Here is a 20,946-nt window from a genome sequence, read left to right as displayed (position 1 = left end):
ATTTTTTATGAAACCAAATATAATCTAAATCGTATACAATAACTGAGTGAATAGTAGAAAGGAAAGTGAATTATGAGTTTAAAGAGAGTATATACAGTTACGGGACTTGTTATCGCGGTCATAGTACTTTCTATCGTTGTATTTACATCTTGGTATACTGTGGATGAATCCGATCAAGCTGTTATTATGACTTTTGGAAAAGCGAATGAGACGATTACAGAACCAGGGCTTCATTTCAAATTACCGTGGCCGATACAAAATGTGAAAAAATTAGCACGTGAAACATTAAAGCTTGACTTTGGTTTTAAAGATTCAAATGGTAAGTCAAGTGAGACAAAAATGATTACAGGTGATGAAAACATTGTTCTTGCTGATTTAGTAGTACAATGGAAAATCACTGATCCAAAAAAATACTTATTTAATTCTGAAAAGCCTCAAGAAATATTATATGACGCAACATCAGCTTCTCTAAGAAGCATCATTGGAAGTTCGAAGATTGACGACGCTTTAACATCAGGAAAAGCTGAAATTGAAGCAGAGGTAAGAGATTTGCTTACTACCTTACTAGATAAATATGATATAGGCATATCAATTTTAGCGGTTAACTTGAAAGATGTAGAACTTCCAAATCAAGAAGTACGCAGTGCCTTTACAGCAGTTACAGATGCACGTGAAACAATGAATACTAAGATTAATGAAGCAAAAAAATATGAAAATAAACGTATGAATGAAGCAGAAGGAGAAAAAGCTGCAATCATGAACAATGCAGAAGGAGAAAAAGCAGCTAGAATTGAATTAGCTCGTGGAGATGTTGCTATTTTCAATAAATTGTATGAGCAATACAAGTCTAATCCTGAAATAACTCGCGAGCGTTTGACTTTGGAAACACTGGAACAAGTTTTACCTGGTGCAGAAATCTATATCATGAATGATGAAGGGAACACTTTGAAATATTTCCCAATTCGTCCATTGGAAAAAGAACAAGCGAAAGCATCCGATGAAGAGGGAGGGAAAAAAGAGTAATGGATAGAAAAGTAGTTGATCTAGAATCCAGAAAAACCGCTGACTTTCAGTGGAGAAAATATGTGAAAACGGGATTGTTTTTTCTTGTATTAATTGTTCTATTTATGCTGCTCATGGCTAGTGCATTTATTGTAAAAGAAGGCGAGTATAAGGTTATCCGCCAGTTTGGAGAGGTAGTAGATATTAAAAGTGAACCGGGGTTGTCATTTAAAATCCCTTTTATCCAAAGTGTCTCATCCTTACCGAAATATCAAATGACCTATAACGTATCACAAGCCGAAATTAATACTAAAGATAAGAAAAGAATCATCATCGATAATTATGCGATTTGGAAGATTGATGATCCACGAAAAATGATTTCAAATGCTAGATCAGTAGTGAATGCCGAATCTCGTATGGAAGAGTTTATCTACTCTGTTGTTCGTGCTGAACTTGGTCAAATAAATTACAATGAAATAATAAACGACGAAAAATCCTCACGTGGTAGCTTAAATGATAGAGTAACACAGAAGGTGAATGATTTACTATCGAGAGATCAGTACGGAATAATTGTTACTGATGTCCGTACGAAACGTACAGATCTTCCTGAGGAAAACGAAAACTCTGTTTATACAAGAATGATTTCAGAACGGGAAACAAAAGCACAAGAATATTTATCGATGGGGGATGCGCAGAAAAACGAAATCACTTCAAAAACGGATCAGAAGGTACGCGAAATGCTTTCAAAAGCCCAAGCGGAAGCAGATATTATTCGTTCTGAAGGTGAAGGAGAAGCTGCAAAAATTTATAATAACTCCTTTTCAAAAGATAAGGAATTTTACAACCTTTATCGTACATTAGAAACGTATAAGAAAACAATTGGAGAAGATACTGTCATTGTCATTCCTTCCGATTCACCATATGCTCGTATTTTAATGGGATATACAAAATAACATTATACCGCACGGTTAAAGCTGTGCGGTATTTTTATTACAACTGTATATACAATAGCTATTTATCTTATTGTAATTCGGACAGAATGTAATTTATATGGCATCCCATTGGAATTGAGAATTATACCGAGTAAAGTAGAGGATTCGTCCAGTAATATAGAGACTATACTAGTAATATTCCAATGGTGTACTTACATAAAAAATTAAAAATTACGGAACAACTGTTTGTTTTCACATTCTCTTTCCCTCATGCTAAAATAAAAATAGAATAATTAGGACGAGTCCGCTCCATAAGGAGGAGTTTAATTAATGAAGAAAAAATTAATGCTTATCGACGGTAATAGTATTGCATACCGTGCTTTTTTTGCACTGCCGCTTCTCAATAACGAAAAAGGAATCCATACGAACGCAGTGTATGGGTTTACTACCATGTTGATGAAAGTTTTGGAAGAAGAAAAACCTACTCATATACTTGTAGCGTTTGACGCCGGGAAAACAACTTTCCGTCATTCCACGTTTAAGGAGTATAAGGGTGGACGACAAAAAACCCCTCCGGAATTATCAGAACAGTTTCCTTTTTTAAGAGACCTTCTTGATGCATACGGTATTAAGCGATATGAGCTTGAGAATTATGAAGCGGACGATATTATTGGAACGCTTGCTACTCAAGCAGAAAAAGAAGGGTTTGATGTTCAAGTCATTTCAGGAGATAAGGACTTAACACAATTAAGTACTGATCACATTACAGTCAGTATTACTAGAAAAGGTATAACTGATATAGAAAACTATACACCTGAACATATAAAAGAAAAATATGGTCTTACTGCTCATCAAATTATTGATATGAAAGGTTTAATGGGTGATCAGTCTGATAATATTCCAGGGGTACCAGGTGTCGGTGAAAAAACAGCGATAAAATTGCTAGTGCAGTTCGAAACACTAGAAAACCTTTTAGACAATATTGATAAAGTAAGCGGCAATAAATTAAAAGAAAGACTAGAGGAATTCAAAAATCAGGCCATTATGAGTAAAGAGCTTGCGACCATTACTAAGGAAGCTCCTATTGAAATGACTGTCGATGAGCTATTATATGAAGGATATGATCCGTCTAAGCTTAGTACTATTTTTAAAGAATTAGGTTTTAATTCACTCCTCGATAAAATTGATGGCGCCGATGATAGCGCATCTGAAGAAGTAAAAGAGATTAATTACGAAACAGTAGAAGAGATAACAGATGATTTATTTGCCAATAACAATTCTTTTTATGTTGAGATTTTGAATGATAATTATATGACTGGTGAAATCATTGGCTTTGCATTATCCAATGAAAAAGGCAATTTTTATTTACCGGCTGAAAAAGCATTAGATTCTGAAGCATTTAAAAAATGGGCAGAAGATGAAGACAAGAAAAAGCGTGTGTACGACGCTAAACTTTCTATAGTTGCTCTAAGAAGAAGGGGGATTGATTTAAAAGGAATCGATTTTGATTTATTGTTAGCTTCCTATTTACTCAATCCTACCGAGTCAACAGAGGATTTCGCAGGAGTTGCGAAACGTCATAACTACACAGACGTAAAGACCGACGAAGCCGTTTATGGGAAAGGTGCAAAGAAAAAAGCAGCCGAAGGAGATATTTTGGCAGAACACCTTGTCCGTAAGGCGATAGGTATTGAAGTTTTAACAGAGCCTTGTTTAAAAGAACTTCATAAAAATGAACAGACGGAATTATTTTATGATTTGGAACTCCCTCTATCACTTGTATTGGCTAATATGGAGTACACAGGGGTTAAGGTTGATGTTAGAAGGCTGGAAAACATGCAAGTAGAGCTTGCCGAAAGATTACTAGAAATTGAATCGAAAATTCATGATCTTGCTGGCGAAACCTTTAATATTAATTCTCCTAAGCAATTAGGGGTCATATTATTTGAAAAGTTAGGACTTCCAGTCATTAAGAAAACTAAAACTGGTTTTTCAACTTCTGCCGATGTATTGGAGAAATTGGAGAACGATCACGAGATCATAAAAGAAATCTTAACTTATAGGCAGCTCGGAAAATTACAATCAACTTATATAGAAGGATTATTAAAGGTTGTACACAAGGGTACAAATAAAGTTCATACCCGTTTCAATCAAGTTTTAGCTGCTACTGGAAGATTAAGCTCTATTGATCCGAATCTACAAAATATCCCAATTCGCCTTGAAGAAGGGAGAAAAATTAGACAAGCCTTTATTCCTTCTGAGGAAGATTGGGTGATATTTGCGGCGGATTACTCCCAAATTGAACTTAGAGTATTAGCTGAAATAGCTCAAGATGAAAATTTAAAAGATGCATTCAAGCATGATATGGACATTCATACGAAAACAGCAATGGACGTATTTCACGTATCAGAAGAAGAAGTCGATAGCAATATGCGAAGGCAAGCAAAAGCAGTCAATTTTGGAATCGTTTATGGGATTAGTGATTACGGATTATCCCAAAATTTAGGGATTACAAGAAAAGAAGCTGGCCTATTCATTGAACGCTATTTAGAAAGCTTTCCGGGCGTAAAAAATTATATGGAAGACATTATTGTGGAAGCAAGGGAAACAGGTTATGTTTCTACGCTATTGCATAGAAGAAGATATATACCTGAAATCACGAGCCGTAATTTTAATTTACGAAGTTTTGCCGAAAGAACAGCTATGAATACACCAATCCAAGGAAGTGCGGCAGATATTATTAAAAAAGCGATGATTGATATGGCTGAGAGATTAAGGGTAGAAGGATTAAAAACACGCTTATTGCTTCAAGTTCATGACGAATTAATTTTTGAGGCTCCAAAGGATGAAATAGAAACATTAATACAAATAGTTCCTGAAGTCATGGAGAATGCTCTTCCATTATCAGTACCGCTTAAAGTTGAATATTCTTATGGATCAACATGGTTTGATGCGAAATAAACATCGTAGAATTGAGCAAGAAGAGAGATGATAGTATGCCTGAATTACCTGAAGTGGAAGTAGTGCGGAGATCGCTTGTTGAGTTAGTAGCTGGCCAAAGAATTATTGATGTTAAAGTAGGTTGGCCAAAAATAATCAAAAGCCCTGAACAACATGAGCAATTTCAAGATGCGTTAAAAGGACAAACCATTCGTGATATAGATAGAAAAGGAAAGTTTTTAATCTTTTTATTGGATGATTATTCTCTCGTTTCACATCTAAGAATGGAAGGAAAATATAGCAAGCATAAAACAGAAGATCCTGTTGATAAGCATACACATGTGATCTTCTGTCTTTCAGGAGGAGAGGAATTAAGGTATCGTGATGTCCGTAAATTTGGAACGATGCATTTATTTGCTAAAGGATCAGAATGGGCAGTACCTCCTTTATCTAATCTTGGTCCTGAGCCTTTTTCATATGAATTTTCATTTGATTATTTTAAGGGGAAATTAATGAAAACTGATCGATTCATTAAAGCTGTCTTACTTGATCAAACGATTGTAACAGGACTGGGCAATATTTATGTAGATGAGGTGTTATTCAGATCACGAATACATCCTGAACGAAAAACAAAAACATTATCAGACCAGGAAATATTGACATTGAAGGAACAAGCTGCACTCACTTTACAAGAATCTATTAATGCTGGTGGTAGCTCCGTCAACACATATATGAATTCCTATGGTCAAATTGGAACATATCAAAATGAATTAAAGGTATACGGCAGGAAAGATGAAGAATGCTACCATTGTGGTGCTATTGTACAAAAAATTAAAGTAGCTGGTAGAGGTACACATTTTTGTCCTGCGTGCCAAGTATGTAACTGACTTTTTGCCTTTTTAACAATCAACTAGCCTTCCTCATATACTGGGTTATCGACTTATGGCGAGGAAGGGGTTTGAAGATGGATTTTTCGTTTTCACTTATTTTACTAGCAATGGCAATCAGTCTAGACAGCTTTAGTACGGGTCTTGCCTACGGGCTTAGAAAAATGAAGATTCCTTTAAAGTCAATTTTGATTATTGCATCTTGTACTGCAGTATCTTTGGGACTAGCGATGTTTGCTGGTCAGTTGATTTTAAACATGCTTTCGCCCACGATGGCAAGCCGTATTGGAGGAACTATATTAATCGTAATTGGTGCTTGGGTCGTATATCAATTTTTTAAAACTGAAAAAGAACCTACTTTAGTCCATGAAAAAATTGTCCTTAATTGGGAAATAAAATCTTTAGGAATAGTAATAAATATTTTAAAGAAACCTACAAGGGCCGATTTCGATGGCTCAGGAACTATTACGGGACTTGAAGCTCTCATACTCGGAACAGCTTTATCATTGGATGCGTTTGGAGCGGGAATAGGCGCTGCGATGCTTGGATTTTCCCCTATACTGTTAGCAGGATTAGCAGCTTTTATGAGTTATATATTCCTTATATGTGGTTTGCAGCTTGGCAGGCTTTTTTCCCATTTGAATTGGGTGCAAAAATTTGCCTTTATCCCAGGGCTACTGTTAATACTAATAGGCATATTAAAATTGTGAAAGAGGTTGCTTATGGCAAAAATGATTGGACTTACCGGAGGCATCGCGAGTGGAAAAAGCACTGTTTCTAACATGCTAAAAGGAATGGGTTTTGCCATTCTTGATGCTGATATCGCCTCTCGTATCGTCGTTGAGCCAGGCCAGAAAGCTTATGATCAAATTGTTGAGACATTTGGTCGAGACATTTTAAATGGCGACGAGACTATCAATCGTTCAACTTTAGGATCGATAATTTTTAACGATGAGGATAAAAGAAAACAGTTGAATAGCATCGTACATCCAGCTGTTAGAGAATGTTTGAATGATTGGAAGATACAGGCGTTAGAACAAGGGAAAAATACCATTATTTATGATATACCTCTTTTATATGAAAGTAATCTTACGTATTTAGTAGAAAAAGTAATAGTTATCTTTGTAGATCCAGACATACAGTTAAAAAGATTACTGAATCGAAATGGTTTAACTGAAGAAGCAGCTCTTGCAAGAATAGGTTCACAACTTCCTCTCCAAGAAAAAGTAGAGCGTGCAGACGCTGTTATTGACAATAATGGAACGATAGACGAAACGGAAAGACAAATAAATGAATTGATTAGAGACTGGAAATTGGAACCATAAAGTAAAATCCTAAAAGAAATTTCTTTTAGGATTTTACTACTTTAGACGGTTGCTTTTGACATACATTATACTTGTGGTAGAAAATACAGTAATATGTAAGATAATGTGGTATATTGGTCAACTCACCTTTTTTATTAGGACAAAAAACGGTATAATATACGAAAAGCTTAATGCCTTGGGTGGAAGGGAGAATATGGAAGTACTGTCCCTTGCAACTGACTCCTTAATTTCATCCTCTAGCTAAACAACAAGCAAATGTTCTTAGGTAAAAGTGTCTTTATTTAAATTATAATAGACTCATGTTATAAAAAGGTATCTACTAGAGATGCAAAAACCTGTTGCATAGAAGGTTGACGAAACATTTTTAAACTTGAAGGCTAGGTATTATTAAACAGGACATTGAAAAGTACTTTGATCGGAGCTGATAGCATGAAATGCCCTTCTTGCCATCATAATGGCACAAGAGTTGTCGATTCAAGACCTGCTGATGAAGTACGTTCGATACGTAGAAGACGAGAATGTGAAAAATGCTCGTATCGCTTTACAACTTTTGAGAGAGTGGAAGAAACACCACTTATTGTGGTCAAAAAAGAAGGAATTCGTGAGGAATTTAGCAGAGAGAAGATATTACGTGGCTTAATACGGGCATGTGAAAAACGTCCTGTCTCATTAGAGCAGCTTGAAAAGATTACTCATGATATTGAAAGAGACTTGCGAAATCTTGGACAACCTGAAGTGAAATCAGAAATAATTGGTGAAATGGTTATGGATAAATTGGCGAAAATTGATGAAGTAGCATATGTACGATTTGCTTCCGTTTACCGTCAATTTAAAGATTTGAACGTTTTTTTAGACGAACTAAAAGACTTAATTAAGAAAGATTGAAAGTGTGTTTACGATGAAGCAGTATTGGAACGAGGTTCAGCCAATTGATGCATTTACTGTTGCTATGAATGGTATCTTACATCAATATGATAATAAAATCATTACTTTATTATATCAGCCTCTCATAGGGCCTATTTGTCTTACTTTATATAATACGCTTTTGTATATGGTTGAAGAAGGTAAATCGTTATCAGAAGAATGGAATCATTATCATTTAATGAACGCTTTTGATCTCAATTTAGAAGAAATTTATCATGCAAGACTTAAGCTTGAAGGAATCGGTTTATTAAAGACGTTTATCCAAACGAATAATGAGAGCCGCTCTTTTATATATGAACTTCAGCCTCCCCTCTCAGCAGAGCAGTTTTTTACAGACGGGATGCTAAACATATATTTATACCAAAAACTAGGACAAACTCACTTCATAAAATTAAAAAAATCATTTACTAATAAAAAATTGGATCTGAACGAGTTTAGTGAAGTAACTCGTAGCTTTCAAGATGTATTTACATCACTGGGTGTAAATACTTTGACGCAAAGTGAAGGTCATATTGCAAGTATTCCAGAACATGGAGAAGAGTATAATCATAGACAGAAACCAAACTCTATAACAATTGATGGGAACGATTTTGATTTTGATCTTTTACTTGTCGGCTTGTCTGAATTTATGATACCTCGGAAGTTATTCACTCCAGCTATTAAGGACGCAATTGCCAAACTTGCATTTCTATATTCGATTAATGCAGTGGACATGAAAAAAATTGTATTGCAAAGTCTTACACCTGACCAAAAAATAAATGTAGATGACCTTAGGAAAAATGCACGTGATTGGTATCAGATGGAAAATGAATCACGCTTACCACAGTTGGTTGATCGAATTCAGCCAGTTATCCATCGGGAAAACGATACGAAAATAGAGACAAAAGAAGATAAACTTGTTTCCTACCTAGAAACAGTTTCCCCAAGACAACTTTTAATTGATCTCTCTGATGGTGGAGAGCCTGCTAAATCGGATCTTCAAGCAGTGGAAGATATTATGTTTCAACAAAAGTTGCATCCAGGTGTAACGAACGTGTTAATTCATTATGTCATGTTAAAAACGGATATGAAGCTTTCAAAAAATTATTTAGAAAAGATTGCTTCTCATTGGTCACGTAAAAAGATTAAGACTGTGAAATCTGCTATGGATTTAGCCAAAAGTGAACATAGACAGTACCAAGAATGGGCAATAACAAAAAAGGATTCAACCCAGAGACGAAATAAACCGATTCGAACCGAAAAGCTTCCTGATTGGTTTGTCTCCCAAGAAGATTCCAACCAAAAAGAAGTTCAATTGCAAACAGAAGATTTAGAGGAAAAACGACGAAGATTAGAAGCTATTCAAAGAAAGTATCAAAAAAATGGAGGTGAAAAAGGTGGAGAGAATTGAAGAAACGATAAAAAAACTTTCCAAATCACCTAGTTTTAGGCAACGCTATGCTGATATGAAATCAGAAGTATTACAAAATCCCGAGGTTCTAGCTTTTTTAGAGGAAAACCGTAACAATCTCACACATGACATAATCGAAAAAAACATGATGAAGTTATATGAGTATGCTTCGCAAACGAAAAAATGTGTGAATTGTGCAAGTCTAGAAAAATGCTGCAATCTTATGCCAGGATATGAACCTGAGATAGTAGTAGAACGTGAGTCAATCGGATTATATTATCGCCCATGCCCAACAAAAGTTATTCACGATGAACGTAGAAAAACCGAAAGATTGATAAATAGTATTTATGTTCCTAAAGAAATACTACAAGCATCTTTTGCTGAATTCTCATTAAATAGCCCTGGGCGTATCGATGCCTTTGAATATGCAGAGAAGTTCGCTTCTTCCTACGATCCTGAAAAGGGAATGACCAAAGGGTTATATTTACATGGAAGTTTTGGGGTCGGAAAATCCTATTTATTAGGAGCAATAGCCAATCAATTGGCTGAAAAAGAAATTTCCACGCTAATTGTGTATGTTCCAGAGTTTTTGCGAGAAATGAAGCAATCTTTAGGAGACCAGTCATTAAATGAAAAACTGGATGCAGTAAAAAACGCAAAGGTCTTAATGCTGGATGATATTGGGGCAGAGGCAATGTCGAGCTGGACAAGAGATGAAGTCCTCGGCTCAATTTTACAATTTAGAATGCACGAACAATTACCCACCTTTTTCTCATCTAACTTTGATTATGCGGGTCTAGAGCATCATCTTACATATTCTCAAAGGGGAGAAGAAGAAAAGATAAAAGCCGCTAGAATTATGGAGAGGATCAAATACCTTTCTATCCCTGTAAAATTGGATGGACCTAATAGAAGACATTTTTAACCGCCTGCTATATAACGTAGCGGGTGTTTTTTTTGTTGCTTGTTCATATTAGCAGGTCTAGTCCAAGCGCTCTCTCATATATATGTAACAATGCAGGGAAAAAGGGGGAGCAGGCTTGGAATTAATGTTTAAATCCATTCAAGATGCTGTACGTTTTAAAGCTTTTTTATCTGCCAATGGCTTGCAAGACTCCTTTACGGAAAGGCAAAGCCAATTTATATATTCCTTTCATCATCTTTTTGTCAAAAAAGAGCGGTATATACAAGCTTTAATCCGATTTATTCAAGATGTAAAAAGAAATGAATGGGTGGACAATGTCTTATATGAAACGTATAAGTATGAAATTGAAGATGAACGTATTGAAATCATTACAATCTTAAATCAAATGTTTACTGGGGAGCGGTTTGAATTAGTTTCGCTAGTTGGTAAGATGGACGAGGAAGATTTACTTCATGAGGCTGTAGTTGACTTACTTAATTTTAATGGTTCGGTTTTATTCGATTCTTTTTTACGATTCCGTTTAAAAAATTATTTTGAAAGTGTTACAAAGTATTTAAATATTGCAATTGATGAATATAAAATGGAACAAGATTATCAGATGTTTGTAAATATGTTGCGGGACTACTTAAAAAATCGTGTCTCTCAAAAAAATATTGTACATGTATTACTTGAAAAACCGATTCTATTTTTAAACGAAAAACTACAAGAAATGGGGAAAGATGAAATCAAGGAAATAATGGACCGCCGTTTGCTTTCTAACCATCCAGTTTATGTAGATTCATCTGTTATCGCACCTCTTTTATCAATGGCACCCATCAAAATATTTTTATACACAGATGAAGAAGATCAGCCCCTTATTAGGACTTTAAAAAATATTTTTGAAGAACGTATATCTATTCTATCGACAACCCATATCAATACTTTGATAAATGCATATTCAGATACTTGATTTTCATTTTCAAAACGACTATAATAGCGTACATAATCTATAATTTACAAGTATTGATAAGGACATGAGTATTTTGTTACGGTTTACAGAGAGGAAAGAATTGCTGCGAACTTTCCAACACGAACATGATGCTTACCACCTTTGAACTCCAATCATGAATTCGCTTAAGCGTGTAGTATTGGTTGGCGGAAGATCTCCGTTATGTATAATCCAAAGTCATTATGTATTTTTTACGTGATGAAAATTAGGGTGGAACCACGTGTATAAAACTCGTCCCTTTCCGGGGCGGGTTTTTTTATATTTTAAAATGGTTTTGATAAAGTTCATTGTTGATTGTAGCGGAAGTGACTCCTGCAGGAAAAACGATTAACTGAAGACTTCACTGGCCGCAAGCTCCGTGATGTCCTGACCCACCAGAGAAAGATCATCTAAAGCAACAATTAATGTATAAGCTTATCAGAACCTAAATAAAAAAAGGAGTGTAGTGTCATGTCAGATCAAGTAAAAATTACTTTCCCAGACGGAACAATAAAGGAGTTTTCAAATACTACGACAACAGAAGACATTGCAGCTTCCATTAGTCCGGGCTTACGAAAAAAAGCATTGGCAGGTAAAATAAATGGTCAATTCATAGATTTGAAAACACCAATCAGGCAAGATAGTTCTATCGAAATTATCACACCTGAAAGTGACGGAGCGCTTGAAATTTTACGCCACAGTACAGCCCACTTAATGGCACAAGCAATAAAAAGATTATTTCCTAATGTAAAGCTAGGAGTAGGTCCTGTCATTGAAAATGGTTTTTATTATGATATGGATTTAGATCATTCCATTACTCCGGAAGATCTTCCTCTCATTGAAAAAGAAATGAAAAAAATCGTTAATGAGAACATTGAAGTTGTCAGAAAGGAAGTATCCCGAGACGAAGCTAAGCAAATGTTTGTTCATGATGAATATAAGCAGGAATTAATTGATGCCATTCCTGCAGATGAAAAAGTAACAATTTATGAGCAAGGGGATTTTGCTGACCTCTGCCGTGGTGTTCACGTTCCATCAACAGGGAAAATCAAAGAATTTAAACTATTAAGCATTGCTGGAGCTTATTGGCGTGGCGATAGTAATAACAAAATGTTGCAACGTATTTATGGAACAGCCTTTTTCAAAAAAGAAGATCTTGAGCAACATTTAAAAATGTTGGAAGAGGCAAAAGAACGTGATCACCGTAAATTAGGAAAAGAATTAAGCCTGTTTACAAATTCACAAAAGGTAGGTCAAGGTTTACCGCTATGGCTTCCTAAAGGGGCTACTATACGTAGAATCATCGAACGTTATATCGTCGATAAGGAAGTATCGCTTGGGTACGATCATGTCTATACTCCAATAATGGGAAGCGTTGATCTTTATAAAACAAGTGGTCACTGGGATCATTACCGTGATGATATGTTCCCAGTCATGGAAATGGATAATGAGCAGCTTGTATTACGCCCAATGAATTGCCCACATCATATGATGGTGTATAAAAATGACATTCATAGTTATCGTGAACTGCCAATCCGTATTGCCGAGCTGGGAACCATGCACCGTTATGAAATGTCTGGTGCTTTATCAGGACTACAGCGTGTTCGTGGAATGACATTGAATGATGCGCATATTTTTGTACGTCCTGATCAAATTAAGGATGAATTTATCCGTGTTGTTCAGCTGATAAATGAGGTATATAAAGACTTTGATATTAACGACTATTCGTTCCGTCTTTCTTACCGCGATCCTGAAGATAAAGAAAAATATTTTGACGATGATGAAATGTGGAATAAAGCACAAGCAATGCTAAAAGAAGCAATGGATGACCTTGGGGTTGAGTATTTCGAAGCTGAGGGAGAGGCAGCTTTTTATGGTCCTAAGCTAGATGTTCAGGTTAAAACAGCTTTAGGGAAAGAAGAAACTCTCTCAACTGTACAACTTGATTTCCTTCTTCCTGAAAAATTTGATTTAACATATGTAGGCGAAGACGGAAAACAACATCGTCCGGTAGTTATTCATCGTGGGGTTGTATCCACAATGGAACGGTTTGTTGCCTTCCTAATCGAAGAGTACAAAGGAGCGTTTCCAACTTGGCTAGCTCCAGTTCAAGTGCAAGTGATTCCTGTTTCACCTGATGCCCATTTTGATTATGCAAAACAAGTTGTAGATCAATTGAAAGCATCCGGCTGCCGTGTTGAACTCGATAAGCGTGATGAAAAAATTGGCTACAAAATCAGGGAAGCACAAATGCAAAAAATTCCTTATATGCTCGTTGTTGGGGACAATGAAATTGAAAATAATTCTGTAAATGTAAGAAAATACGGAGAACAGAAGTCTGAGACTATTCCGTTTGAAGATTTTAAAGCTAAGTTAAAGGAAGAAGTAAATATTTAAAAGAAAAGGCACCTTCTGTTTGATTATTAATAGAAGGTGCCTTTCTCTTTATTTATTATCTTTAATCTCCATTTTTCTTCCATCTTTAAATGTGTATTCTAATTCAAAAGAATTATAATTTTCACTGAGATTGAAGCGTTTAAGGAACTCTTGAATAACTTCTTCTTTTGGAGTATTTTCATTAATGTCTAAGCCCTTTAATTGTGTATAAATCATACTGAAGGCCTCTACTCCTTTTAACTTTCTATCATTAATAGTGTCCTCTAATTCAGCTTTGTAATCACCATTATCACTTCTTTGTTCATATTCAAAATCAATGTCTTGGTCATTATCATATTGAACTTCCAGGTCAAATTTGCTGAAATTAAGTTCTTTCATTCTATCTGCAGCTTCTTGATCATTGCCTACATTTCCGACCGATTTATTCCCACTATTTTCTATACTTTTATCGTCCGGAGTATTTGCATTTTTCGACGTTTTCGTTGGAACTACTTGTTCCTTCGGATTATTATCAACAGACGGATCATTTGAACAAGCTGCTAGACCAAAAACGAGTGTGACTCCTAAAAGGGAAGAATATAGTCTTTTCATTTTTATGCCTCCATAAAAAGTGTTATAAAAAGTTTTTCCTGTTAGAGCCTTTTTAAACATTTTCAAAAAAACATTGCATTATGAAGTTGCATTTGTTATTATGAAAGACGTTGATTAGAAGGATCCATCATTGACTTAAGCATATGTTTATGATAAAGTAACTAAGGTGAACTGAATACTCGTTTGTAGAAGAAGGAGCTGCCCGCTTCTCGCCTGATTGACGCAGATTCAAGCTGTTGACAGGTTAATGGTTTATTGTTATTCAACTAGTCTATTTGTGCGTGAATACAGTGCGGGTTCCTTGTACCCGTACTTTTTTAATGCTCATTTTTGGGCAGCAATTTGAAACAAACATCGTATTCTTTGAAAAAACCTTGGAGGTGGCTAATTATTAGCAAAGATATGTTGGTAAATGAAGGCATTCGTGCCCGTGAACTTCGTCTCGTCGACCATAATGGTGAACAGCTGGGAGTTAAATCCCGAAATGAAGCACTTGAAATCGCTGCTCGTGTAAATCTTGACCTTGTTCTTGTTGCTCCAAACGCAAAACCTCCTGTTGCCCGTATTATGGACTATGGGAAATTCCGTTTCGAACAACAGAAGAAAGATAAAGAAGCACGTAAAAATCAAAAAGTGATCAACATTAAGGAAGTTCGTTTGAGTCCTACAATTGATGAGCATGATTTTAATACAAAGCTTCGTAATGGCCGCAAATTCTTGGAAAAAGGCGATAAAGTTAAAGCTTCTATCCGCTTTAGAGGACGTGCGATTACTCACAAAGAAATCGGACAACGTGTATTAAATCGTTTTGCTGAAGAGTGTAATGATTTAGCAACGGTTGAATCTGCTCCGAAAATGGACGGTCGAAGCATGTTCTTAGTTTTAGCACCAAAAATTGAAAAGTAATGTTTTGAGGAGGAAGACACTATGCCAAAAATGAAGACACACCGTGGCGCAGCAAAACGCTTCAAAAAAACAGGTTCTGGAAAATTGAAACGTTCGCAAGCTTATACAAGCCACTTGTTTGCAAATAAATCGACAAAACAAAAACGTAAGCTACGTAAAGCAGCAATGGTATCTAAAGGTGATTTCCGCCGTATTCGCCACTTGCTAGACAATCTGAAATAAGATCCAATTAGGAGGGAATTATTATGCCACGTGTAAAAGGCGGTACAGTTACCCGCAGACGTCGTAAAAAAGTATTAAAATTAGCTAAAGGTTATTTTGGTTCAAAACATAGATTATTTAGAGTAGCAAATCAACAAGTAATGAAATCTTATATGTACGCTTATCGCGATCGTCGCAACAAAAAGCGTGACTTCCGTAAATTATGGATTACACGTATTAACGCTGCAGCTCGCATGAACGGACTATCATACAGCCGTTTAATGCACGGCTTAAAAGTAGCTGGTATCGAAGTAAACCGCAAAATGCTTGCAGATCTTGCAGTTTCTGATGCACAAGCATTTGCAGAACTAGCAAACAAAGCAAAAGCATCTCTTTAATTTTTATAAAAAAGCCATTCTCCGATATAAATGGAGAGTGGTTTTTTGTTTTATTAAAGTTATTTTAGATAATTAAATAGATGATGGTAGATGGGAAGTTATTGATATGAGGAATTATTCCTTCTCTCAAGGTGGATTGCTACGGCAACTATAAAACGTTTCTTAATAAAAGAGCTACATTCGAGAAAGAAATTGTGAAAAGAAAATATCCTTCTCGAATTCGACATTAATCAATATGGAAGCTCCGACAAGGAAAATTTATTCCAAATCTCAGTTACATCTAATAGAATTTCTAAAATACTGGATATTGTTTCAAATCCTATGTAAATTTTAAATAGGTTGTTTTATAAAAAGGGGTGTGTGACTATGAGGTTCTTATTAATCTGGTATTTTATTATTATCAATGTTTTCGGTATACAAATCATGAAAAGCGATAAGAGAAGAGCTATACACCATCAGAGGAGAATTAGTGAAAAAAATCTTTGGATAGTTGCTCTAATGGGGGGAGCACCAGGGACTTTTATCGGTATGAAGGTGTATCGACATAAAACAAAGCATTTTCAGTTTAAATACGGATTTCCTATTTTGGCAATAATTGATTTGTTTATTTATTTTTACCTTTTCACCCTTGTGTCATAACAGACGAGCAGGAAAAATAAAATAGTGTTAGGAAAGCAGGTGATCACGATGAATGAACAGTTACTGATCATGCTTGCAATAATGGAAGGAACGGGGATGCTAGCACCTTTTATCTTTATTCTTTTTCATGTTCTTAGACAATTTTTATTTATCCCTGTCGTTCTCCTCTGTATGGCTGGAGGAATTCTCTTTGGAAGTTTCCTAGGAACTGTATATTCAATGGCGGGATTACTTCTTCTTTCTTCTTTATTTTATTTTTGCATAAGAAAAATGCCAAGGACGCATGCTAAATTAATGAAAATAAAATATAAATGGTTTGGACGTTACACAAAAATGACTGTAGGGCAAATAGCAGTATTAAGGCTCATTCCATTTTTCCATTATCACTTACTGAATTTGTGCTTACTAGAAAGAAGACCTGACTTTCGTGGCTTTATTAAAGGGTCGTTTGCGACAAATTTACCACTAGCTTTTTTTTATACCGTATTTGGGGAATTTATTACCCACTTTACTCCTACAATTGCAGTAGTCATTATTGGCTCGCTCCTATTGCTGTTTTATATTCTTCGTGAAAAAATAGCTATCATTGCCTGGGAAGATTTTTTCAAGCAATCAAACCAAGGAAAAAACCCCTGTTAAAGGTAAAAACAGGGGTTTCAGCTTGATAACAAACGCTAGATTCTGTGTTGTCTATTTCTTGAAGTTTTTAATGAAACGGCAATTTATCTAGAGAAATCTTCACGCATAAAAAGTAGAAAGTTCAACTACTTTGAATAAACTTGGAAAATAATTAAGACTTCTTTTTTGCCATTAATTCTTTTATCGGACTTTTCCAGTCGATTTCACTTTCTGGATACCGAAGTTTAACCTCATTTTCAATAAAAATAAAATCGTCATAGGACAAGCCTTTGAGAAGATCGGCATTATGCGGCCATATGAAAATCGATACAACCTCAAATGAGCGATCAGTCGTTCCCAAGTATTTTTCGCCTTCAAACATGACACCATTGAAAGTAATAAGGAAATTTTTTCTTATATTATCAGGAATATCATAGAAAAAATACTTTTTTTGTTCGTGGGCACTTTCGAGTTTTCTCTTCGGGTCAATTATAAACTTGACTATCTTATAAATGAGGTAAATAATAAATGCAAAAATCACGAGTCTCAGCAAAAAGATCATGAAGAGGCCTCCATTCGAGTAATCTTATCCACCTATACGTCTAAATAGTGAAAAGGTTTCAATTTCTGTTATAATTTTTTTGGAGGGATAAAGAAATGAAATTAGAAGAAATGTTTTCCATGCAGGCTGAGCTAGATAAATACATAGAGAACGAACATGGGCTAGAGAACCATAAATTATTGGAAGAAAAGATTTTAGCCTTGCTCGTTGAAATTGGTGAACTGGCGAATGAAACAAGATGCTTTAAATTTTGGAGTAAAAAACCTGCATCAGAAAACCATGTTATATTAGAAGAATTTGTTGATGGGTTTCATTTTATTCTTTCAATTGGCCTTGAACTCGGATTTTCAAATGAACCTATTTCAATCGTATCATCAGAAGGAAATGAAGATTTAGTCCAAAGCTTTTTAAAAATATACTTCCTTGTTGATGAACTTCGGACAAAAAGGTCATTTGACAGTTATGAAGAATTAATGCGCCAATACTTTATTCTTGGGCAATCATTAGGTTTTTCGATTTCGGATGTTCACAACGCCTATAAGGCTAAAAATGAAGTGAACTACAAAAGGCAACAAGAGGGGTATTAATTAATTTTTATTATATGGAGGTTGCAAAATGCAAAAATTTGATGAAACATTAACAATGCTAAAAGATTTAACAGATGCGAAGGGAATCCCTGGAAACGAAAGGGAACCGAGAGAAGTAATGAAAAAATACATAGAGCCTTTCGCAGATGAAATCGAAACTGATGGACTTGGGAGTTTGATTGCCAAAAAAGTTGGAGATGCAAATGGACCCAAAATAATGATTGCCGGTCATTTGGATGAAGTCGGTTTTATGATTACTCAAATTGATAAAAAAGGATTTTTACGATTCCAAACTGTCGGTGGCTGGTGGTCTCAAGTTATGCTTGCACAGCGTGTAACGATTGTAACAGAAAAAGGTGATATTACGGGTGTGATTGGTTCAAAACCTCCACATATTTTATCTGCAGAAGTGCGAAAAAAACCAGTAGACATTAAAGATATGTTTATTGATATTGGTGCTTCAAGCCGTGAAGAAGCAATGGAGTGGGGAGTACGCCCAGGAGACATGGCAGTTCCGTATTTTGACTTTACTGTAATGAACAATGAAAAACATTTACTTGCAAAAGCTTGGGATAACCGTATTGGCTGTGCGATTGCAATTAATGTATTAAAAAATTTGAAAGATGAAAAACATCCGAATGTCGTTTATGGTGTTGGAACGGTACAAGAGGAAGTTGGCTTAAGAGGTGCAAAAACTGCTGGAAATAAAGTTCAGCCTGATATTTCCATTGCTGTAGATGTTGGGATTGCTGGAGATACTCCAGGAGTTAGTGAAAAAGAAGCAATGGGTAAGATGGGAGATGGACCGCAAATAATTTTATATGATGCATCCATGGTTTCGCATAAAGGGCTTCGTGATCTTGTAACAAAGACAGCAGATGAATTAGGAATTCCTTATCAGTTTGATGCAATTCCTGGTGGTGGAACAGATGCAGGAGCAACTCACTTAGTTCATGAGGGAGCACCATCTCTAGCTATCACAATTGCTACACGTTATATCCATACACATGCTGGAATACTACATCGTGACGACTTTGAAAATGCGGTTAAGCTGATTACAGAAGTTGTAAAGCGTTTAGATCGGAAAACGGTAGATGAAATAACATTTGGATAAATCTTAAAAACGGGAGACGCATGAAAAGTCATGCGTCTCCTTTATTTTAATCCTTGTTCTAATGTGCCTAGCATCATGTTTTTCTCTTGTTCATCTGCGTTTTGCCAAATTACTTCAAATAATACACCTAGCCCCGGGAGTAGTTTTTCCTCTCCGCGCTGAATGGCATCAATGATTGTATCCCTTAACTGGTCTTGTGAGTTTCCTGAAATATTGTGAATTACGGCATTTCTTATATTGATATCCATGAATGTGTATCTCCTTTCTATGTAAGTTCAACTTAGTTTTTCGCAAAACCTCAAGAATATGTATAATAGTATAAGAATGAATTGAAAGGACCTGACTGATGGAATATATTCAATCAACGAAAAATTCACGAGTTAAAGAATGGAAAAAGCTTCTCACGAAAAAAGAGCGGGATTTAACAGGAAGATATATTATTGAAGGGGAACATCTAATTGAGGAAGCATTGAAAACGAATGATGTAATTGAAATAATCCTCCAAGAAAACATTCAGATCCCAGACTCATGGATGTTTCGTGACATGCCATCAATAACGAAGATAACCGCCGATATAAGCAAAATTATTTCAGATACAAAAACTCCACAAGGGATTTTCGCCATTTGCCGTAAAAAAGAGATAACGATTAATTTAACAAAACAGAAACGATTTTTATTATTTGATGGAGTACAAGATCCGGGTAACATAGGTACGATGATACGTACTGCTGATGCAGTGGGGGTTGACGTGGTAATAGTTGGGGAAGGCACAGGAGATATATATAATCCGAAAGTTATCCGTTCAGCACAAGGCAGTCATTTTCATTTGCCTATTGTTTCCGGTGATATACATACATGGATTGAATCATTTAAAAAGTCCGATATTCCCGTCTATGGAACAGCTTTAGAGGGAGCTGTATCTTATAAGGAAATTGCTCCAACCGAGTCTTTTGCATTAATAGTGGGAAACGAAGGTGCTGGAGTAGCGCCTGATATTCTCAAAAATACAGATAAAAACCTCTATATTCCCATTTATGGACAGAGTGAATCTCTAAATGTAGCAGTTGCTGCAGGCATTCTTTTATATTATTTGCGAAATTAGGTTTGAAATTGCTGAACATAACATCTATAATGTTTTGTATATCTAAATAAAGAAAATGACTGTGACGGAGAAAAGTACCCTAAGAGAAAACTACCAGGAAGAAAATGCCTTGACTGTGAGCATTTTCAGTGGAATCTAGGTGAAGTTCACCTCCTGAGTCGGTATCGGGACCGTATTGAATATCCAGTGTACGTAAAGATACCCCGGCGATTGCCGTTATGACAATGAAGTGAACATAAATTGAAAAGCGGATGCATTGAGTGCAGGTGCTAGACAATATGTTTATAAGGGTGGTACCGCGACCTAAGCCTCGTCCCTTTTTGGGATTGGGGCTTTTTTTGTTGTTTAGGAAATTATAGAGTGGAACCTTGTGGATAACTTTTAAGAAAGTAGTTTCGTCTTAAGCAAGCAGCCAGGCGGCTACTAGCAAATTTTTGGTTTCTGTTTGCGTAAGTCAACAGGGGCACGCCTTTTAGGCTCACCGTGTTTCCTTTATCTCATCAGAACCCCAAAGAGGAACATCGACGTCCCCACATCTT

Annotated in this window: 22 protein-coding genes and 2 other annotated features; of the genes, 19 read left to right on the top strand and 3 right to left on the bottom strand. The window is 35.8% G+C overall.

From position 1 onward, the window contains the following. Positions 1-69: 69 nt before the first annotated feature. From hflK to thrS, 11 genes are all read left to right on the top strand, one after another. A complete protein-coding gene (hflK, locus tag MT489_RS20880) occupies positions 70-1,023 on the top strand; it encodes an FtsH protease activity modulator HflK (RefSeq protein ID WP_244683502.1) in 954 nt (317 codons plus the stop codon). Continuing rightward, positions 1,023-1,955: a protease modulator HflC gene (gene hflC, locus MT489_RS20875; protein ID WP_244683492.1), complete on the top strand. Its 933-nt coding sequence runs from the start codon at positions 1,023-1,025 to the stop codon at positions 1,953-1,955. The genes hflK and hflC overlap by 1 nt, the downstream gene beginning before the upstream one ends. A 309-nt stretch (positions 1,956-2,264) precedes the next feature. After that, positions 2,265-4,895: a DNA polymerase I gene (gene polA, locus MT489_RS20870; RefSeq protein ID WP_244683491.1), complete on the top strand. Its 2,631-nt coding sequence runs from the start codon at positions 2,265-2,267 to the stop codon at positions 4,893-4,895. Positions 4,896-4,930: 35 nt separating this feature from the next. Further along, on the top strand, positions 4,931-5,761 hold the full coding sequence (mutM, locus tag MT489_RS20865) for a DNA-formamidopyrimidine glycosylase (protein ID WP_244683490.1): 831 nt from the start codon (positions 4,931-4,933) through the stop codon (positions 5,759-5,761). 77 nt (positions 5,762-5,838) lie between these two features. Beyond that, positions 5,839-6,471: a sporulation membrane protein YtaF gene (gene ytaF, locus MT489_RS20860; RefSeq protein WP_244683489.1), complete on the top strand. Its 633-nt coding sequence runs from the start codon at positions 5,839-5,841 to the stop codon at positions 6,469-6,471. Positions 6,472-6,483: 12 nt separating this feature from the next. Further along, positions 6,484-7,086: a dephospho-CoA kinase gene (coaE, locus tag MT489_RS20855; protein ID WP_244683488.1), complete on the top strand. Its 603-nt coding sequence runs from the start codon at positions 6,484-6,486 to the stop codon at positions 7,084-7,086. A 429-nt stretch (positions 7,087-7,515) separates the two neighbouring features. Beyond that, positions 7,516-7,971, top strand: a complete 456-nt coding sequence (gene nrdR / locus MT489_RS20850; RefSeq protein ID WP_244683487.1) for a transcriptional regulator NrdR — start codon at positions 7,516-7,518, stop codon at positions 7,969-7,971. Between the two features lie 13 nt (positions 7,972-7,984). Further along, on the top strand, positions 7,985-9,400 hold the full coding sequence (locus MT489_RS20845; protein ID WP_244683486.1) for a replication initiation and membrane attachment family protein: 1,416 nt from the start codon (positions 7,985-7,987) through the stop codon (positions 9,398-9,400). After that, on the top strand, positions 9,387-10,325 hold the full coding sequence (gene dnaI / locus MT489_RS20840; RefSeq protein ID WP_244683485.1) for a primosomal protein DnaI: 939 nt from the start codon (positions 9,387-9,389) through the stop codon (positions 10,323-10,325). Before MT489_RS20845 ends, dnaI begins: the two co-directional genes overlap by 14 nt. A gap of 124 nt (positions 10,326-10,449) precedes the next feature. Then, positions 10,450-11,274, top strand: coding sequence for a putative sporulation protein YtxC (locus tag MT489_RS20835; RefSeq protein ID WP_244683501.1), 825 nt, complete (start codon positions 10,450-10,452; stop codon positions 11,272-11,274). Between the two features lie 44 nt (positions 11,275-11,318). Then, positions 11,319-11,555 (top strand) — a binding site (T-box leader). Between the two features lie 208 nt (positions 11,556-11,763). Further along, the gene (gene thrS, locus MT489_RS20830; RefSeq protein ID WP_244683484.1) at positions 11,764-13,689 is read left to right on the top strand and encodes a threonine--tRNA ligase; all 1,926 of its coding nucleotides are present in this window, start codon (positions 11,764-11,766) and stop codon (positions 13,687-13,689) included. 48 nt (positions 13,690-13,737) lie between these two features. On the opposite strand, the gene MT489_RS20825 is transcribed toward thrS, so the two are convergent. Beyond that, positions 13,738-14,280 carry a YusW family protein gene (locus MT489_RS20825; RefSeq protein ID WP_244683483.1) on the bottom strand — a complete coding sequence of 181 codons (543 nt, stop codon included), beginning with the start codon at positions 14,278-14,280 and terminating at the stop codon, positions 13,738-13,740. A 183-nt stretch (positions 14,281-14,463) separates the two neighbouring features. Further along, positions 14,464-14,605, top strand: a sequence feature (ribosomal protein L20 leader region). A 77-nt stretch (positions 14,606-14,682) separates the two neighbouring features. Between MT489_RS20825 and infC the strand changes: the two genes are divergently transcribed. The 5 genes from infC to MT489_RS20800 all read left to right on the top strand — a co-directional run bounded on the left by infC (position 14,683) and on the right by MT489_RS20800 (position 17,063). Beyond that, on the top strand, positions 14,683-15,186 hold the full coding sequence (gene infC / locus MT489_RS20820; protein ID WP_244683500.1) for a translation initiation factor IF-3: 504 nt from the start codon (positions 14,683-14,685) through the stop codon (positions 15,184-15,186). A 21-nt stretch (positions 15,187-15,207) separates the two neighbouring features. Beyond that, positions 15,208-15,408: a 50S ribosomal protein L35 gene (rpmI, locus tag MT489_RS20815; protein ID WP_244683482.1), complete on the top strand. Its 201-nt coding sequence runs from the start codon at positions 15,208-15,210 to the stop codon at positions 15,406-15,408. A 23-nt stretch (positions 15,409-15,431) separates the two neighbouring features. After that, on the top strand, positions 15,432-15,785 hold the full coding sequence (gene rplT / locus MT489_RS20810; RefSeq protein ID WP_213110562.1) for a 50S ribosomal protein L20: 354 nt from the start codon (positions 15,432-15,434) through the stop codon (positions 15,783-15,785). 366 nt (positions 15,786-16,151) lie between these two features. Continuing rightward, on the top strand, positions 16,152-16,424 hold the full coding sequence (locus MT489_RS20805) for a DUF1294 domain-containing protein (protein ID WP_244683481.1): 273 nt from the start codon (positions 16,152-16,154) through the stop codon (positions 16,422-16,424). A gap of 48 nt (positions 16,425-16,472) precedes the next feature. After that, the gene (locus MT489_RS20800) at positions 16,473-17,063 is read left to right on the top strand and encodes a TVP38/TMEM64 family protein (RefSeq protein ID WP_244683480.1); all 591 of its coding nucleotides are present in this window, start codon (positions 16,473-16,475) and stop codon (positions 17,061-17,063) included. Positions 17,064-17,214: 151 nt separating this feature from the next. Here the strand turns inward: MT489_RS20800 and MT489_RS20795 are convergent, their stop codons facing one another. Then, a complete protein-coding gene (locus tag MT489_RS20795; RefSeq protein ID WP_244683479.1) occupies positions 17,215-17,604 on the bottom strand; it encodes a sigma-w pathway protein ysdB in 390 nt (129 codons plus the stop codon). A gap of 95 nt (positions 17,605-17,699) precedes the next feature. Here MT489_RS20795 and MT489_RS20790 point away from each other — a divergent pair, with 95 nt between their 5' ends. Next, on the top strand, positions 17,700-18,191 hold the full coding sequence (locus tag MT489_RS20790; RefSeq protein ID WP_244683478.1) for a dUTP diphosphatase: 492 nt from the start codon (positions 17,700-17,702) through the stop codon (positions 18,189-18,191). Positions 18,192-18,219: 28 nt separating this feature from the next. Continuing rightward, positions 18,220-19,305, top strand: a complete 1,086-nt coding sequence (locus MT489_RS20785) for a M42 family metallopeptidase (RefSeq protein ID WP_244683477.1) — start codon at positions 18,220-18,222, stop codon at positions 19,303-19,305. A 41-nt stretch (positions 19,306-19,346) separates the two neighbouring features. Here MT489_RS20785 and sspI read toward each other — a convergent pair whose 3' ends face one another. Further along, complete coding sequence (sspI, locus tag MT489_RS20780) at positions 19,347-19,553, bottom strand: small acid-soluble spore protein SspI (RefSeq protein WP_244683476.1); 207 nt, start codon at positions 19,551-19,553, stop codon at positions 19,347-19,349. A gap of 98 nt (positions 19,554-19,651) precedes the next feature. Between sspI and MT489_RS20775 the strand changes: the two genes are divergently transcribed. Further along, a complete protein-coding gene (locus MT489_RS20775; RefSeq protein WP_244683475.1) occupies positions 19,652-20,407 on the top strand; it encodes a TrmH family RNA methyltransferase in 756 nt (251 codons plus the stop codon). The last annotated feature ends 539 nt before the right edge of the window (positions 20,408-20,946 follow it).

It is taken from the genome of Lederbergia wuyishanensis (genome assembly GCF_022900255.1).
Classification (GTDB): domain Bacteria; phylum Bacillota; class Bacilli; order Bacillales; family Bacillaceae_C; genus Lederbergia; species Lederbergia wuyishanensis.
Note: the sequence above shows the minus strand (reverse complement) of the source record. Positions and strands in the feature narration are given on the sequence as shown.

What these genes read in the sequence shown, in the direction of transcription:
- hflC (WP_244683492.1), top strand. Translation starts at nt 1,023, where the DNA reads ATGGATAGAAAAGTAGTTGATCTAGAATCCAGAAAAACCGCTGACTTT.
- polA (WP_244683491.1), top strand. Translation starts at nt 2,265, where the DNA reads ATGAAGAAAAAATTAATGCTTATCGACGGTAATAGTATTGCATACCGT.
- mutM (WP_244683490.1), top strand. Translation starts at nt 4,931, where the DNA reads ATGCCTGAATTACCTGAAGTGGAAGTAGTGCGGAGATCGCTTGTTGAG.
- ytaF (WP_244683489.1), top strand. Translation starts at nt 5,839, where the DNA reads ATGGATTTTTCGTTTTCACTTATTTTACTAGCAATGGCAATCAGTCTA.
- coaE (WP_244683488.1), top strand. Translation starts at nt 6,484, where the DNA reads ATGGCAAAAATGATTGGACTTACCGGAGGCATCGCGAGTGGAAAAAGC.
- nrdR (WP_244683487.1), top strand. Translation starts at nt 7,516, where the DNA reads ATGAAATGCCCTTCTTGCCATCATAATGGCACAAGAGTTGTCGATTCA.
- MT489_RS20845 (WP_244683486.1), top strand. Translation starts at nt 7,985, where the DNA reads ATGAAGCAGTATTGGAACGAGGTTCAGCCAATTGATGCATTTACTGTT.
- MT489_RS20835 (WP_244683501.1), top strand. Translation starts at nt 10,450, where the DNA reads ATGTTTAAATCCATTCAAGATGCTGTACGTTTTAAAGCTTTTTTATCT.
- thrS (WP_244683484.1), top strand. Translation starts at nt 11,764, where the DNA reads ATGTCAGATCAAGTAAAAATTACTTTCCCAGACGGAACAATAAAGGAG.
- MT489_RS20825 (WP_244683483.1), bottom strand. Translation starts at nt 14,280, where the DNA reads ATGAAAAGACTATATTCTTCCCTTTTAGGAGTCACACTCGTTTTTGGT.
- infC (WP_244683500.1), top strand. Translation starts at nt 14,683, where the DNA reads ATGTTGGTAAATGAAGGCATTCGTGCCCGTGAACTTCGTCTCGTCGAC.
- rpmI (WP_244683482.1), top strand. Translation starts at nt 15,208, where the DNA reads ATGCCAAAAATGAAGACACACCGTGGCGCAGCAAAACGCTTCAAAAAA.
- rplT (WP_213110562.1), top strand. Translation starts at nt 15,432, where the DNA reads ATGCCACGTGTAAAAGGCGGTACAGTTACCCGCAGACGTCGTAAAAAA.
- MT489_RS20805 (WP_244683481.1), top strand. Translation starts at nt 16,152, where the DNA reads ATGAGGTTCTTATTAATCTGGTATTTTATTATTATCAATGTTTTCGGT.
- MT489_RS20800 (WP_244683480.1), top strand. Translation starts at nt 16,473, where the DNA reads ATGAATGAACAGTTACTGATCATGCTTGCAATAATGGAAGGAACGGGG.
- MT489_RS20795 (WP_244683479.1), bottom strand. Translation starts at nt 17,604, where the DNA reads ATGATCTTTTTGCTGAGACTCGTGATTTTTGCATTTATTATTTACCTC.
- MT489_RS20790 (WP_244683478.1), top strand. Translation starts at nt 17,700, where the DNA reads ATGAAATTAGAAGAAATGTTTTCCATGCAGGCTGAGCTAGATAAATAC.
- MT489_RS20785 (WP_244683477.1), top strand. Translation starts at nt 18,220, where the DNA reads ATGCAAAAATTTGATGAAACATTAACAATGCTAAAAGATTTAACAGAT.
- sspI (WP_244683476.1), bottom strand. Translation starts at nt 19,553, where the DNA reads ATGGATATCAATATAAGAAATGCCGTAATTCACAATATTTCAGGAAAC.
- MT489_RS20775 (WP_244683475.1), top strand. Translation starts at nt 19,652, where the DNA reads ATGGAATATATTCAATCAACGAAAAATTCACGAGTTAAAGAATGGAAA.